Source organism: Pontibacter actiniarum (assembly GCF_003585765.1).
Taxonomy (GTDB): domain Bacteria; phylum Bacteroidota; class Bacteroidia; order Cytophagales; family Hymenobacteraceae; genus Pontibacter; species Pontibacter actiniarum.
Genome location: NZ_CP021235.1, coordinates 3,229,825 through 3,244,150, shown reverse-complemented (window position 1 = coordinate 3,244,150; position 14,326 = coordinate 3,229,825). Strand labels below are relative to the sequence as shown.

Below are 14,326 nucleotides of genomic sequence, written 5' to 3'. Positions count from 1 at the left end.
GGCAGCGGGAGAAGTGACGAAGGTCTTGCCAAGAACTGACGATTGTCATGTTTCTGGACGTCAGAATTTTAGAATTTTGCATAGTATTTAGAGAAAGACCATGCAGAACAGATTCAAGGTACTGACCTTATCCTACAAAGACGCCCCTATTGCCGTTCGTGAAGCCGTATCGCTAAACGAGATAGCCTGTAAAAACCTGCTCGACAAGATACAGGAGTTTACCGAGGCTAGCGATGTGCTGGTGCTCTCCACCTGCAACCGCACGGAGGTGTACTACGCTGCTGCGGAGGATCTTTCTCAGCAACTGATCAAACTTATCGCCATCGAGAAGGGCTTTATCGCCACCAGGGAGGTTTCGCCTTACTTTAGAAGTATAACCGCGCACCAGGAGGCGATAGCGCACCTGTGCTACGTGGCGCTGGGCCTGCACTCGCAGGTGGTGGGCGATATGCAGATCCTGAACCAGGTAAAGAAGGCCTACCAGTGGACGGCCGACGCCAACATGGCCGGCCCTTTCCTGCACAGGCTGCTGCACACCATTTTTGCGGCCAACAAGCGCGTTGTGAACGAAACAGCCTTCCGCGATGGCGCTGCCTCCGTGTCGTACGCGGCGGTGGAGCTGGTGGAGGAACTAACAAGAGGGATAGAGAACCCGCGCGTGCTGATGATTGGCGTAGGGGAGATCGGCGCCGATGTGTGCGACAACTTCCAGAAATCAACGGTACAGAACATCATCATTGCCAACCGAACGCACCACAAAGCCCTGGAGCTGGCCCTCCGCACGAATGCTACGGCCGTGTACTGGGAAAACGTGTGGGAGGAGATTGAGAAAGCGGATGTGGTGATCTCCTCTGTGCCCGGCGATTGCTTCTACATCAGCAAGAAGAGCCTGGAAAGCCATACGTTGCATACCCCCAAGTTCTTTATCGACCTTTCTATGCCGCGCAGCGTTGACCCGGAGCTGGAGACGCTGCCAGGGGTAAAGGTGCGCAACATCGATAACATCCGTAGCCGCGCCTCCGCAGCCCTGGAAATACGCCTGGCCTCCGTGCCGCAGGTAAAAGCCATTGTGGCGGAAACAGTAGCCGATTTTATGGCCTGGGCCAAGGAAATGGCGATGTCTCCGGCGCTGCAGCAGTTTAAAAGTAAGCTGGAGGAGATCCGCCAGCAGGAGATGGCCCGCTACCTGAAGAACCTCGGCGAAGCAGAGCGAGCCGCTGTGGAGGCTGTTACCAAAGGCATGCTGAACAAGATCGTGAAGCTGCCGGCGCTGGAGCTAAAGGCAGCCTGCCAGCGTGGCGAGACAGAGGCGCTGCTGGATGGCCTGAGCGCGCTGTTCAGTCTCGAAACGGAGAATGCCTAGTTCCCGCCCTTCCTAAGGCAGGCTACCCCGTGCTGCTTCCTGCGCTATCATAACGACTTCGCTTACCTGCCTGTGACCTTTAGCCGGGCGCCGTGGTAGGGGTGGCGCATGCTGTTGCCTCTGTTTCCCGGCCCCCGTGCCTGCTCTGCTGGCTTTTAGGCGGCAAACACTCCATTTTACCAAAAATGAGGCAATCCTTGTTATACACGGCTGTTTTGCGTTCACTCCCATAAAAGCTACTCCCACACCTGCTGAACATCCCTTCACTTAAAAGTAAGGCCTCGTTTTGCTGCCATTGTTCTCAGTGCGTTTAAATGAATCGACAAAGTTTTGTTAAATCATTTAAAAAGGAGGACAAATGTTTTACCACGTAAAGGAGTTACAGTTCAACGCCAGAGTCTCTCGCCCCGACCCAGCTTTTGCCAGTATGTTGCTGGAGCAGTTTGGTGGCGCTAACGGAGAGTTGGCAGCAGCTATGCAATATTTTACGCAGGCGTTCGCGATGCGGCAGCCACACCCGGATAAGTATGACATGCTGATGGACATCGCCACAGAAGAGTTCAGCCACCTGGAGATTGTGGGTGCCACCATACAGATGCTACTGGGCCCGATCAACGGAGAGCTGAAGAACGCTGCCGAAGAGTCTGAGATTATGCAGTTGCTGGACGGAAAGGCGAAGAAAGAGGAATTCATACACAGTGCCATGATGAACCCGCAGTTCCTGGTGCTGAGCGGCGGCGGCCCGCAGGTCGTTAACAGCCAGGGGGTGCCTTGGTCAGGTACGTACGTGAACGCGAACGGCGACCCGACTGTAGACCTGCGCTCTGACATGGCTGCTGAGTCAAGGGCCAAGATTGTGTATGAGTACCTGATGCAGTTTACGGATGACCCTTACGTGAAAGAGACGCTTACCTTCCTGATGACTCGTGAGGTGGCGCACTATGAGATGTTCGATGCTGCCCTGAACACCATACAGCCTAACTTCCCGCCAGGGGTGCTGCAGGGTGATCCGCGCTACAGCAACAAATACTTCAACATGTCGAGCGGCGCTGACGCCAGAGGCCCTTGGAACGAAGGAAAGACGCCGAACCTTGGTGAAACTTGGCAGTATATTGAGGAGCCGTTCAGCCACGTGGTGGAGTCAAACGGTATGATTTCGCATACGGAGCCCAAAGGTACAGACCGCACAATGGCCGGTGTTCACGCAAAAGACAAAGCTTTAAGCGAAGAACGCAGCAAAAAAGTGAAAGCTGCCGTACCAAAGGGAGAAAACCATTGGTGTGAATATCCCAACAACTGCTAACAGCAGCGGGAGTAATAGAAAAGAATGATCGATAAAGAGAACAAACAAGAGAAAAACCAAGAAGCAGGGTCGGTGGAGATTGAGGTCTACACCGACCCTCTTTGCTGTTGGAGCTGGGCTTTTGAGCCCCAGTGGCGCAGGCTGCGCTTCGAGTACAGCGGCAAAGTAAAGTGGCGCTACATTATGGGCGGCCTTATTGCCAACTGGGACAGCTTTAACGACCCGATGAACTCCGTGAACCGACCCCTGCAAATGGGGCCTTTGTGGCTGGAGGTAAAGTATAAATCCGGCATGCCCATCCAGGATAAGGTGTGGTACCAGAACCCGCCAAAGTCGTCGTACCCGGCCTGTATTGCGGTAAAGGCCGCTGAGATGCAGTCGCCGACGGCAGCAGAGGTTTACCTGCGCAAAGTGCGGGAGGCGGTTATGCTGCACGGCAAAGACATCTCGGACTGGGAGGTGCTGCAGAAAGTGGGGCATGAGCTGGCAAAGGCGCAGCCCGGCCTGCTGGACGGCGAAAAGCTGCAGCAGGACATGGGCAGCAAAGATGCCCGCAGCGCCTTTGAGCAGGACCTGCAGAAGGTGCGCCTGCACGGCATCAGCCGCTTTCCGACCCTCACCATCAAAAAAGCAGGGGAGGAGAACGGGGTGATGATAGTGGGTTACCGGCCTTACGAAGCACTGCAGACAGCACTGGAGCAAGTTGAGCCGAACCTACAGCCCACCAAACAGGCTACCGACGAAGAGGCATACAAAGCCTACTGGCATGATGCCACAGCACGCGAAGTGCAGGAAGCGCTGGGAGCCGGTGTTGCTTAAAAAGAAGCTTACACAAGAAGTATAAAGTACAGCAGCAAGCGGCTCTTGCGGGCTGTAGCTACCATGGCTACAGCCCGCAAGAGCCGCTTGCTACTTAAGCGAGAGGTGGCAAAGAGTTCTGCTGCTGCTAAAGCTGCACTATAAGGTGGTTGCCCTGAAGGGGAAGGTTTTTGAAGCTGTGGTTGTCTTGTGTTATGAAGAAGAGAGGGATGAGGAGAGGCAAGGGAAGCGGCATGGCTTGCTACTCCTGGTAAATATCGGAAATATCCACCATCTCCAGGTATGGCTGCAGCCCCACCTGGTTACTGAGGATGCGCACCAGTACAAACCTGTCTCTGCGCGGCTCATACCACACTTCTGCAAAAGACTGCCCCACGTAATACAGGCGGATAATGTACTGCGACCTATACCGCACCGCCAGGTACACGCCGTGCTTCAGGATGATGTCCGCGCGTTGCTCCAGGGGCTTCTTGTTGAAATGGGATAGGTTCATGGAAAGCTGTCAGTAAGGTTACAGGTCAGGGTGGTCCCGATCCTCCTGCTTATTTATACTTACCTCTTGATCTATAGGTTTTTAATTGCCTTAAAAAGATCCGTGCCTGCCTGCACCTGCCCTTTTGCCGTGGCGTGCAGCTTGTCCTGGGGGTTTAATTCATACTTTCGCGTGTCGATCAGAGACAGTGTTTTGGCATCTGAGGAGGCGCGCTTGGCCTTGGCGGCGTTCACCTTGTCGGCATAGGGCATCACGCTGGGCTCCGGGAAAAGCTTGTACACAACGCGCTTGGCGCTGTGCAGGTAAGGGGTCTGGTCCAGAAAGGTAAAGAAAGCCGCCTCGTTCTGGCCGTAGGCAGCAGCCTTTTCCGAGCTTTTGGCGTCGTTCTCGCCCTGCCACCAGGTCACACTTTTAAAGACCGCCGTTTTGCCCTCCGCTTTAAGGGCCTGCTGTGACTGCTCCAGCACCCGTAGCACCTCCTGGGTGAGCTCATGCGAGTCCGCGTTCCAGTCCGGTTCGCTGCCGGAGCTGTAGAGCTGCGTGTTGCCGTACCCGGCCACCACAAAGTATACTTCGCGCTGCTGGTGATCGCGCAGCAGCTGTGCCGCCTTTACAACGGGGCCGAACTGCCCTGCCTGCGACTGTGTGTTAACGCCAGCCTCTATCACCTCAAACCTCTTGCGCGAAACGTTATAAATGTAGCAGCTGTCCAGCGGGGCGCGCAGCTCCCTGGGTAGCTGGCTGGCGTAGGCGCGGCCAATGCTGTTAGACTGCCCAAGTATAACATGAACCGCTACCTCGTTCTGTGGTGCGGGAGCGTGCTGGCTACAGGATAGGAACAACGCACCGCCGAAGCAGATTAGGAGTAAATAATTTAGCTGTCTCACAGGTACAATTTTTCTTCTTTTGAGTTACCTTGCCCTCCATACCGCCTGTATTCGTTTGCTGTAACGGATTATGGTTATATTAGTTTGTATTTTAAGCAGAACGCTGCCTCCGGCACAGTACTGGCCGTTATTAAAGGGCCAATGTTGGGCACACAAGGTATGCTCTGTTTCTGCGTTAAGCACTCGAAATCTTTTAGCTACTTTATGAAATATACTTTAACGAAGGCCCTTTGGGTGCTGGGGCTGGCGACGGTGCTGTCGTCGTGCGTGGTGCACCGTAAATCAGATAAGAAGGTAGTGGTTGTGAAGAAAGGCAGCCATGACAACGGCTTGCACAAAGGCTGGTACAAAAACAGCAATAACCCGCATCACCCCCGCACGACCAACCCTGGCCACACCAAGCACAAGGGCAAGGGCAACACCACTACCATCATTGTGAAGGAACAACACGGGAAAGGCAAGAAGGGAAAGCACTAGGCTAACCTCCTCCCTCCCCAAGGATAGAGCTACAGAGGCTGCAGGAGCGGCTACTGTAGCTCTTTTTTATGAGCGGCTACCATGCTTTTGCTGTTCCTGTATGGAGGTGAAGCCCGGGCTCCGGGGCAGTGCAGGCGGAGTTGCAGCTTTTTGTGTGAAGAATGAATTTATCAAGTAAAAATTTGTGTTATAAGCTAACAGTGGGAGTGCTTGATTGAAACACCCATGTAAACCTGTTTAGTTATGGCCAAAGTACTTGCTATTGCCCTTGCATTCTTTGTCTCAGCGCTTTCCGCGCCGGCTTTTGCCGAGGCTCCCGCCAAAGGTGGTCCGTTCACGGCGCTGAAAATCTTTTCGGGGAAAAAGTCTGCCAAGTCGCTCAGGAAGCAAAACAAAAGAACGAAGTACTACCGCGCGGCGGCCAAGAAACAGCGCAAGGCACAGTGGCAACGCCACTCGCTTCTGCGCCCCGGCAGCAGCTTCCGGCGGTAACATACTTTTAGGTGCTGCCCGCGTATAAGCGCGTATGGCAACAAACGAATCACATTATACCCGCACTCCCCGTTCTGAAAGGCTCAAGTGGGTGGAGCACATGGTACACCTGATGGATAACCAGTTCAGGGTGCCGGGCACGCGCTTCCGCTTCGGGCTGGACCCGCTGTTGGGGCTGCTACCGGTTGCCGGCGACCTGGCCTCTTTCGCCATGTCGGCCACTCTGGTCATGACCATGGCCCGCCACGGGGCCAGCGGCAAGTTGGTCGCGCTTATGCTCATCAATAGCGCACTGGATGCCCTGATTGGCAGTATCCCGATCTTGGGCAACATTTTCGACTTCTTTTTTAAGGCCAACGAGCGTAACGTGCGGCTTTTGCGCAGGCACTACGAAGAGGGCAAGTACCAGGGCAGCGGCAAGAATGTAGTTATTGGCGTAGCCGTTGCCGTTGTGGTGCTCTTCGCGCTGTTGCTGTGGGCGCTGTGGGAGCTGGCGGATTGGGTGTTCAGCTGGCTGGCCTCATACTTTTAGCCGGTTCAGGGCTTTTGCCACTTCCAGTGCTTTCAGGGCGCTTTCTTCTTTGTCTTTGATCTCCAGCATAATGTCCATGTCCAGCCCCTGGGTTTCGGCCATGAAGTCATGGAAGAGCTGCTCCTCTATATGCTGCACATGCTTGCCCTTCCGTTCGCCGGGTGCCTGGGAGCTGTAGTCCATCATCAGAATGCCGTCCTTTTCGGCATCCCAGGTGGCCGCGGCCATCTGGACAGCCTCACGCATCGGCTCCCCGTTGTTCACGCACTCGTGGTGCAGGTTATCAAAAACCACGGGCATGCCTGTCAAGGTGTGCAGCTCCAGGCAGTCCTGCAAAGTATAGGTGCGGTCATCGTTCTCCACGCAAAGGCGTGCCTTCACCGCATCGGGCAGCATGGTGTGGTATACTTCGGCGAAGCGCTGAATGGCCGCGGGCTTGTCTCCGTAGGCACCGCCGCCGTGGATCTGCAGTTTGGCAGTGGTGTCCAGCCCCATCAGGTCCAGTACCGTGCCCTGGTAAACGAGCTCTGCAATGCTGTTGCGCACCGTTTCCTCCTTCGGCGAGTTTAGAACCACGAACTGGTCGGGGTGCATGGAGATGCGCATGTTGTTGCTTTTTATATAGCTGCCCAGTCGCCGGAAGGTCATCTTAAAGTGTTCTTGCCAGTTGTACTGGTTTACCGCGTGTGAGGCGAAGGGCACCAGGTCGGAGGTGAGGCGGAAAAACAGCAGGCCGTGCTGCACATTGTACTCCAGTATGCGGCGCAGGCAAGCCAGATTCTGCTCCACGGTCTCCACCAGGCGCTCCTCGGAGTAGGAGGCCAGGCGGAAAGTGCGGGAGGAGCTACAGTCGAGGGTTTCGTTTATGCAGGGGTATCCAATCTTCATCGCTAAAGTGTTTGTGTAACTTTAACTTACGCAGCAGGCTATTGTTCGGACGGCCTGCCGTAGCCGGTGCTGGGGCGGCGGCGTTACCAAGCCTGCGCCGGCTATACTTTTGCCGACGCATTTTGGGGCAGCGGCTACCTGTAACGTTCCTCCGGAGGCTACAGGCGGGCACCCTGTAAAGCAACTTCGCCTGCAGTGCAACACTGCAGGCGAAGCCGGGCTACTGGTATCCCTCGTTGTTTTTAAAGTACTTGTTGTATTCCTGCTTTTCCTTTGCCTGTTCCTTTAGCTGCCGTTCTGCCTCCAGCCGTTGCAGGTACTCCTGCAGTTGGCGCTTCTGCTTGCCTTCGCTGGAGAACATGTCGTACATCAGGTTTAGCGGGTTGAGTATGGTAGGCGCGGGCGGCGGTGGCGGTGGCGGCAGTTCCGGCAACGGTACAAAGTTGGGGTTCTTGGCCTGGCTGGTCCGCTCGCGCTTCATGTTGCGCAGGGCACGGTCTATCATTTCTTTGGAGGGGCGGCTGGTAACTTCCACCTCGCCCAGCATCACACTATCCTCCTGCAGCACAATATTTACGCGCAGCTCTGACACGGGCAAGGCTTTGGGCAAGTACAACAGCGGCTTAAACCCCAGGGCTCTGATCATCAGTGTGTCTGTCTGGGCGACATCAATCAGAAACTTGCCCTGCTCATCCGAAACCACCCCCATATTTGTGTTCACCTTTACGATGGTAGCACCGGGGATGGGGGTTGTGCGGTCGGGCTGCAGCACTGTTCCACTTATCCGGATGCTTTTCTGCGCTACGGCAGGCTGGCAAAATGCGAGCAGCATCAGGGTTAGAATGTACAGGAGTGGGGGTCGGTGCATGTAAAGTGTTCGTGTTGCTGCGGCTTCTGCCTTATTACTACGCCCCAAGCGGCCAAAAAGTATGCCAACCGCCAAATATATAGAACAAGGGCTATGTAAAAGTACAAACTAAATGGCAGCAGTGCTAAAAAAGTAAAAGCCTGCAACAGTTACGCCGCAGGCTTTGGTATGTTCCGGGGGTACGGAGCTTAGTCTGGTAAAGAGCCAACCGGAACAGTAGCGGCACCGACCTCTGTCGTGTCACCTACGTCTGTGCCGGATTCCTGTACGTTGGCGGCCGGGCGCGAGGCTGTCTGTCGGTTGTATTTTACATCCAAATCACTCAGCTGCCTTTCCGGGTCGTAGTATGTCTGCACCATCTCCACAGCCACCTGCCCATCCAGCTCCTGTCGTACCTCTGGCGGTAAGTTGGTCGTGCTGAAGGCGTAGTACTGGTTTGGCTTCGGGGCTGGGCGGCCGCTGTCCAGATCTGGCTCTCTGTTGCCATAGCCACGGATGTGGAGTGGGTTCACACTCTCGTCGGCATTCGAGTTTATTACCTCTGTGGTAGTGCCTGTCTTGTCGTAGCCGCAGGACGTGGCAAAGCACAGAGACGCTATCGTAAGTACCGGAATGATTTTTTTCCTCATAACAATATAGGGGTGTTTGGTGTAATGCACCCTCTCAGACTCTTGGTCTTGGGCGCAAAAGGGTTCAACTGGTATTACGGGGGCGCAGGTTTTAATGTTCAGCAGGGCCAGGCGGAGCTGCGCAGCACGGCTATAAACCAGGCTGCACTAGGCTCTCTTAAGCTCAAACACCGTGATCTCCGGCAAGAAGCCCACACGGCCGGGATAGCCCAGGAAGCCTAGGCCTGTGTTCACGTACAGGTGCTGGCGCCCTCTTTTGTACAGGCCCGCCCACTGCTTGTACACGTACTGCACCGGGCTCCACTTCAGGCCGGGGATGTTCACGCCAAACTGCATGCCGTGGGTATGCCCCGAAAGCATGAGGTCGATGTCGTTGTACTTTTGGTTTACTTCCCCATCCCAGTGCGAGGGGTCGTGTGAGAGCAGCACCTTGAACGGCACGTTTTCAGTGCCGCGGTAGGCGTCTTCCAGGCGGCCATACTTGGGGAAACCAGCCCGGTTGCCCCAGTTCTCCACACCAAGCACGGCAATCTGCTCCCCGTCTTTTTCGATGATCCTGTTTTCGTTGAGCAGGATTTGCCAGCCCATCTGCCCGTGGCTGTTAATGAGGGTGCGCAGGTTCTCCCGCTTCGCCTCCTGGCTTGGCCAGGCCACGTAATCGCCGTAGTCGTGGTTACCCAGCACGGAGTAGACCGCTGTTTTGGCCTTGATGCCACTCAGTGTACTGAGGTGCTCCCGAAGCTCCGACGCCACATTGTTCACCAGATCGCCGGTGAAGAACACCAGGTCTGCCTCCTGCTTGTTAATAAGCTGCACGGCCTCCTTTAAAGGGCCGGTGGAGTTAAAGCTTCCGGTGTGGAGGTCTGAGATCTGGAGCATTTTATAGCCTTCAAAAGCAGCGGGAAGGTTTGGGAAGCGCAGCGTTACACGCTTTACACGGTAATCGTAGGCGCCCTTCACCATGCCATATATAAACGCTGTGAAAGGCACGGCTGCCACCAGCAGGCCCATCTGGTTCAGGAACTTGTTGCGGGACGGGTCAAAGGCGGCCTCGCCGTTGGTGGAGTTCAGCACCATCTTGCCCACCCGTACCGCATCATCCAGCAGCAGGAAAAGCACCACCACCAGCTTAGAGGCAAAAATGATGAACAGCGTGCTCGCCAGGTACGTCTGAAACGCACTGGGCGGGGTGCCGCGTGTGGCAGAGGCCAGCGTGAACGTGCCTGCGGTAATAACGAAAACAGCCCAGTAAAGTACAAAGATCACCCGTTGCGTAGTGGGGGCCAGGTTTTGGGTTACGGTTTTGATGGCCTGAAACACGTACAGGTCCACCAGCAGCAGGAGCAGTACAACCACTCCAAAAGATAAGTATCGTCGCATATCGATGTTTAACCACATTTTGCCGCTTTTGTTTGGCGACAGTGGTTTTATTCCTAAAGTATGAATTTGTTAAAATACAGGGTGCAAACTGAACTATTTACAGAATAAAGTGCTTGCACTTGCATCTTCTGTCATATCAAAATCTGTACCGTAAGTGAAAGAGAACGAAGCCACTGCCGCCCTGCCATACCTGCAGCCGCTCAACATTAAAACCTGGGCCGAGGAAGACCGCCCGCGGGAGAAGCTCCTGCTAAAGGGGAAAGCCGCCCTTTCGGATGCCGAGCTCATCGCCATCCTGATCGGCTCTGGTACCGCCAGGCTCACAGCGGTGGATGTAGGGAAAATCATACTGGCGGCCGTGGGGAACGATTTAAACGAGCTGGCCAGGCTAAGTGTGAAGGACCTGACAAAGCACCCGGGGATAGGGGAGGCCAAAGCTATTTCTATCGTGAGTGCGTTGGAGCTTGGCCGCCGCCGTAAGGAGACTGTGTCCGCTGCCAAAAGCCGCATCACCTGCTCGACAGATATCTACAACTACATAAAGCCGCAGCTGCTCGACCTGCCGCACGAGGAGTTCTGGATCATACTGTTGAACCGTGCCAATGTGGTGATGAAAAAGGAAAGCATCAGCTCAGGAGGTGTGGCCGGCACCGTGGCCGACCCGAAGATCATCTTTAAGAAAGCGCTGGAGCAGCTGGCAAGCTCTATTATACTGGTGCATAACCACCCCAGCGGCAACACCAAACCCAGTGCCGCCGATATCGCCTTAACCAAAAAAATGAAAGAGGCAGGCCAGTTCCTCGACCTCCCCGTGCTCGACCACATCATCTTTACGGAAAACGACTACTACAGCTTTGCCGATGAAGGCTTGCTGTGAGCCCCTGCCTTGAGCAAGGCTGTCGTTTTGGCTACCGCTGCGCCTGCTGACTGGTGCAGGCAAGGGGGCCTTTAATCTTCCGGAAGGATTTCCTGCACACGACCTACTTCGCCGGTCTCCAGCCTTACTTTAATGCCGTGCGGGTGCGTGGGGGAGTTGGTGAGGATGTCCTGCACGTAGCCTTCAGTGAGGTCGCCGGAGCGCTGGTCCTGCTTTTGCACAATGTTGACATGGGTGCCGGGCTTAATATTGGCGCGTTTTTTACCGTCCATGAGTAAGTATAGGTATAGTTAAGGCTGCAAGATACGCAGTAAAAGCGAGGGAGTTCTATACATACGGTTGGGAAGGTGCCGCTCCGCCCGGTGTGCGGGCGCAGGCTTACTTGTTCTTCAGCTGCTGCGCCGTATTTTTCATGGCCTTCTGCCGCTGCTCCAGGCTGTTGATGTAGCCCATGTGCCTGAAGATGCCGGTTGCGCCCAGCACGAGGCCCGCCAACATCAGGTAAAGCCCCAGGTAATTGTCAGAGAGCTGCAGTATGCGGACAAGGGTTCCGCAGATAACCAATAGGGCTGCAGCTTTGTAAAGCAGTTTCTCAATGGTTCTGTCTTTCATCTGGCAATGGTTTAAAGTATGCAATAGCGCTGCCCTTGCTGGCTTTTGCAATGGCCGGAAGGGCAGCGCTGAAGTATAAATCAGAAGGTGCTACACAGCCGAGGCCATTTGCGTAGGAGTGCCCAGCTCAATCTTAGCGCCAAGCACATCCAGGAACGCACGAATAAACTTCGGGTGCCCGGGCCAGGCAGGAGAGGTAACCAGGTTTCCGTCTACCACAGCCTCGGTTGGCTCTACGGATACGAAAGTGCCGCCGGCCAGTTCCACCTCCGGCCCTACGGCAGGGTAGGCGGTCAGGCGGCGGCCCTCTACCACACGGGCAGCTGTGAGGATTTGGATGCCGTGGCAAACGGCCGCAATCGGCTTGTTATGCGCTGCAAAATGGCGGGTCACGTCTATCACCCCCTGGTGCAGGCGCAGGTACTCCGGGGCGCGGCCGCCGGCAATCACCAGCCCGGCGTAATCAGACGGGTTCACCTCCGAGAAAGTGTAGTTAAGCGTAAAGTTGTGACCGGGCTTTTCGGTGTAGGTTTGGTCACCCTCAAAGTCATGGATGGCCGTTTTTATAGTGTCGCCCTTCTTCTTGTCGGGGCATACCGCGTGCACCTCGTAGCCTACCATGAGCAGCATCTGAAAAGGCACCATGGTTTCATAGTCTTCGGCGAAGTCACCGGTCAGGAAAAGGATTTTCTTTGCGTTTTCCATCGTCTGTATCTGTTTTACGTGAGGTGTTGAAGCGCACTAGCCTTCACGGCAGAAGCGCCTCAACAGAAGAAAGGTATAAAAAAAGTTTTGGAAAGTACAGTAAAAGTCGGTGTTTTTGCATCGCAAGCGGTTGATAATTAAAATATTACCCCTGTGGCAGGTCCTTGAGGTCTGTGATGTGCAGGCTGCGCAGCATGGAGGTTTTCTTGTTCTGGTGCTCCTGCATACGCCCAAGTATGTCGTGCAGCATCTCGATGGCCTGCACCACGTGTGGCCCTTTGTTCAGCATAACGCAGTCAGCCCGCTGGGCCATGGCTGCGTCGGTGATCTCGGCTCTGGACGGCCTGCCTTTTTTTGCCAGCGTTTCGAGTACCTGCGTCGCCCAGACCACCGGTAGGTGCGCCGCCTCGCACAGCCAAAGGATCTCCTCCTGTACCTCCGCCAGCCGCTGCCACCCGCACTCCACGGCCAGGTCGCCGCGGGCGATCATGATACTGGCGGGGTAGCTCTTCATAACGGTGAGGAGCAGGTGCGGCAGGTTCCGAAAGCCCTCTTTCGTCTCAATCTTGAGCATTACGCCCAAGTCCTGCGCCTTCAGCGCCTTTAGCTCACGAAAAAGCGCCTCCACGGTGTTGGCGTGGTTCACGAAGGAGAGGTTAACAATATCGGCATGTTTGGCAACGAACTTCAGGTCCTGCTGGTCCTTTTCCGTCAGGCCGTCGAGGTGAATCTGGCTCTCCGGCAGGTTAATGCCCTGGTCGGCCCGGAGCTTGCTGCCGCTGGCGCTGGCGTAGGTAATCTTAACCAGCAGCCTGTCCGGGTGCACCTCCTGTAGCTGCCCCTCAATTTTTCCGTCGTTAAAAAGTATGGGCTGGCCTGCCTTGGTCTGAGTAAAGGCCTCGGGCAAGGTGCAGGAGATATGCGCCGGCCGCTCTACGTGCCCGGCTGCGTTATAGGTGGCAGGCTCTCCTGGTATGGGCTCCCGCGTCAGCACCAGAAAGCTGTCCTTCTTAAGCACGATGGGCAGCTCGAGCGCTTTCAGGTCGCCGACGGTAGCCGTGCGCTGGGTGGAGTTGTCGCCTTTCAGGCTGAGGGTTGTGCCGGTGGTGATGTAGGAGGTTTTGAGCAGGTGCGCGAGCAGGCCGTTCCGTTCTTTTTTGATGACTGTGAGCGAGCGCTTGCGGCTGCGTGTGTCGGTAAAGTACAGCCTGTCGCCTTCCTGCAGCTGCGCCAGCCAGTCCGTCTCCACGGGGAGCCAGGCATCTGCCTCCTTCGGCGGGAGAGCGGCGGGCGGGGCAAGCCATACTTTGGCAGCCTCGGTGGTTTGCCCCAGGGTGTTGTGCGCCGGGTGTATCACCAGCAGCTTGGGGCCCTCCTGCAACGGCCCTGTCCGAAGCTTGGGCCCCATCAGGTCCATTAGAATCTTACAGGGGATGCCGGTTTCCTTCTCTGCCTCTTTCACGTTGCGGATCATCCGCAGCCACACGTTTTCGTTATCGTGTGCGCAGTTGATGCGGGCGCAGTTCATGCCCGCCTTCAGCAGGCGCGGCAGCAGCTCGTAATGGTCGGCAGCCTCGGAGGGCAGCGTAACCATGATGCGGGTGCTGCGGTTCTGCGGCTTTGGCCCCAGCAGCGCCTTAGTGTGCGCGGCCAGCAAAGTGCGGTTCTCAAAAAACGAGACAGCCAGGTGCTGCGGTGTGGCGGCGCAGTCTGCCAAGTGGCAGAGCTGCTGGCGCACGGCCTGCAGGCTTGCCAGCACGTGCCCCTCCGCCCGCCCCAGCGATGAAAGGCCCAGCTGCGCCAGCTGCTCCTGGAGCTCCCGGATGTCGTGCTGGCGCAGGGCGAGGTAGTGCAGCAGGTTCTTGGCGCTCTTGCGGAACCTGGGGTGCACCGACTTCACGGCCGGGGCAAACTTCTTCTCCAGCGCTACGGCATCCTGGTGCAGTTGGTCGAGCTGGGAGATCAGGCTTTCATACGGTTGTTGTGGCTGTGGCATAGGCT

General features: G+C 55.9%; 17 protein-coding genes. 7 read left to right on the top strand and 10 right to left on the bottom strand.

What is annotated here, in order from left to right; translation table 11 throughout:
* Nucleotides 1-100: 100 nt before the first annotated feature.
* From hemA to CA264_RS13935, 3 genes are all read left to right on the top strand, one after another.
* Entirely contained in the window at nt 101-1,363 is a 1,263-nt protein-coding gene (gene hemA / locus CA264_RS13945) for a glutamyl-tRNA reductase (protein WP_025608003.1), read from the top strand.
* Between the two features lie 358 nt (nt 1,364-1,721).
* Nucleotides 1,722-2,666, top strand: coding sequence for a manganese catalase family protein (locus tag CA264_RS13940; protein ID WP_025608002.1), 945 nt, complete (start codon nt 1,722-1,724; stop codon nt 2,664-2,666).
* A gap of 24 nt (nt 2,667-2,690) precedes the next feature.
* Nucleotides 2,691-3,485 carry a DsbA family protein gene (locus tag CA264_RS13935; protein ID WP_025608000.1) on the top strand — a complete coding sequence of 265 codons (795 nt, stop codon included), beginning with the start codon at nt 2,691-2,693 and terminating at the stop codon, nt 3,483-3,485.
* 241 nt (nt 3,486-3,726) lie between these two features.
* Here CA264_RS13935 and CA264_RS13930 read toward each other — a convergent pair whose 3' ends face one another.
* Nucleotides 3,727-3,978 carry a hypothetical protein gene (locus tag CA264_RS13930; RefSeq protein WP_025607999.1) on the bottom strand — a complete coding sequence of 84 codons (252 nt, stop codon included), beginning with the start codon at nt 3,976-3,978 and terminating at the stop codon, nt 3,727-3,729.
* 71 nt (nt 3,979-4,049) lie between these two features.
* Nucleotides 4,050-4,865, bottom strand: a complete 816-nt coding sequence (locus tag CA264_RS13925) for a sialate O-acetylesterase (RefSeq protein WP_162912086.1) — start codon at nt 4,863-4,865, stop codon at nt 4,050-4,052.
* 204 nt (nt 4,866-5,069) lie between these two features.
* Here CA264_RS13925 and CA264_RS13920 point away from each other — a divergent pair, with 204 nt between their 5' ends.
* The 3 genes from CA264_RS13920 (at nt 5,070) to CA264_RS13910 (ending at nt 6,366) form a co-directional block, all read left to right on the top strand.
* Nucleotides 5,070-5,342 carry a hypothetical protein gene (locus tag CA264_RS13920; protein ID WP_157593705.1) on the top strand — a complete coding sequence of 91 codons (273 nt, stop codon included), beginning with the start codon at nt 5,070-5,072 and terminating at the stop codon, nt 5,340-5,342.
* Nucleotides 5,343-5,585: 243 nt separating this feature from the next.
* Nucleotides 5,586-5,834 (top strand): hypothetical protein, encoded by a 249-nt coding sequence (locus CA264_RS13915; protein WP_025607995.1) that lies wholly within the window; start codon nt 5,586-5,588, stop codon nt 5,832-5,834.
* A 34-nt stretch (nt 5,835-5,868) separates the two neighbouring features.
* Nucleotides 5,869-6,366: a DUF4112 domain-containing protein gene (locus CA264_RS13910; protein WP_025607994.1), complete on the top strand. Its 498-nt coding sequence runs from the start codon at nt 5,869-5,871 to the stop codon at nt 6,364-6,366.
* On the opposite strand, the gene uvsE is transcribed toward CA264_RS13910, so the two are convergent.
* From uvsE to CA264_RS13890, 4 genes are all read right to left on the bottom strand, one after another.
* The gene (gene uvsE / locus CA264_RS13905) at nt 6,355-7,254 is read right to left on the bottom strand and encodes a UV DNA damage repair endonuclease UvsE (protein WP_025607992.1); all 900 of its coding nucleotides are present in this window, start codon (nt 7,252-7,254) and stop codon (nt 6,355-6,357) included. The two genes, CA264_RS13910 and uvsE, sit on opposite strands and share 12 nt — an antisense overlap.
* Nucleotides 7,255-7,474: 220 nt before the next feature.
* On the bottom strand, nt 7,475-8,122 hold the full coding sequence (locus CA264_RS13900; protein ID WP_025607991.1) for a carboxypeptidase-like regulatory domain-containing protein: 648 nt from the start codon (nt 8,120-8,122) through the stop codon (nt 7,475-7,477).
* Nucleotides 8,123-8,310: 188 nt separating this feature from the next.
* The gene (locus CA264_RS13895) at nt 8,311-8,751 is read right to left on the bottom strand and encodes a hypothetical protein (RefSeq protein ID WP_025607990.1); all 441 of its coding nucleotides are present in this window, start codon (nt 8,749-8,751) and stop codon (nt 8,311-8,313) included.
* Between the two features lie 147 nt (nt 8,752-8,898).
* A complete protein-coding gene (locus tag CA264_RS13890) occupies nt 8,899-10,131 on the bottom strand; it encodes a metallophosphoesterase (RefSeq protein ID WP_025607989.1) in 1,233 nt (410 codons plus the stop codon).
* Between the two features lie 154 nt (nt 10,132-10,285).
* Here CA264_RS13890 and radC point away from each other — a divergent pair, with 154 nt between their 5' ends.
* Nucleotides 10,286-11,008 carry a RadC family protein gene (gene radC, locus CA264_RS13885; protein ID WP_084196234.1) on the top strand — a complete coding sequence of 241 codons (723 nt, stop codon included), beginning with the start codon at nt 10,286-10,288 and terminating at the stop codon, nt 11,006-11,008.
* Between the two features lie 71 nt (nt 11,009-11,079).
* Here the strand turns inward: radC and CA264_RS13880 are convergent, their stop codons facing one another.
* The 4 genes from CA264_RS13880 to CA264_RS13865 all read right to left on the bottom strand — a co-directional run bounded on the left by CA264_RS13880 (nt 11,080) and on the right by CA264_RS13865 (nt 14,321).
* Complete coding sequence (locus CA264_RS13880) at nt 11,080-11,280, bottom strand: YwbE family protein (protein ID WP_025607988.1); 201 nt, start codon at nt 11,278-11,280, stop codon at nt 11,080-11,082.
* Between the two features lie 106 nt (nt 11,281-11,386).
* Nucleotides 11,387-11,620: a hypothetical protein gene (locus CA264_RS13875; RefSeq protein ID WP_025607986.1), complete on the bottom strand. Its 234-nt coding sequence runs from the start codon at nt 11,618-11,620 to the stop codon at nt 11,387-11,389.
* A gap of 90 nt (nt 11,621-11,710) precedes the next feature.
* A complete protein-coding gene (locus tag CA264_RS13870) occupies nt 11,711-12,325 on the bottom strand; it encodes a DJ-1/PfpI family protein (RefSeq protein WP_025607985.1) in 615 nt (204 codons plus the stop codon).
* A gap of 145 nt (nt 12,326-12,470) precedes the next feature.
* A complete protein-coding gene (locus CA264_RS13865) occupies nt 12,471-14,321 on the bottom strand; it encodes a pyruvate kinase (protein WP_025607983.1) in 1,851 nt (616 codons plus the stop codon).
* Nucleotides 14,322-14,326: the final 5 nt, after the last annotated feature.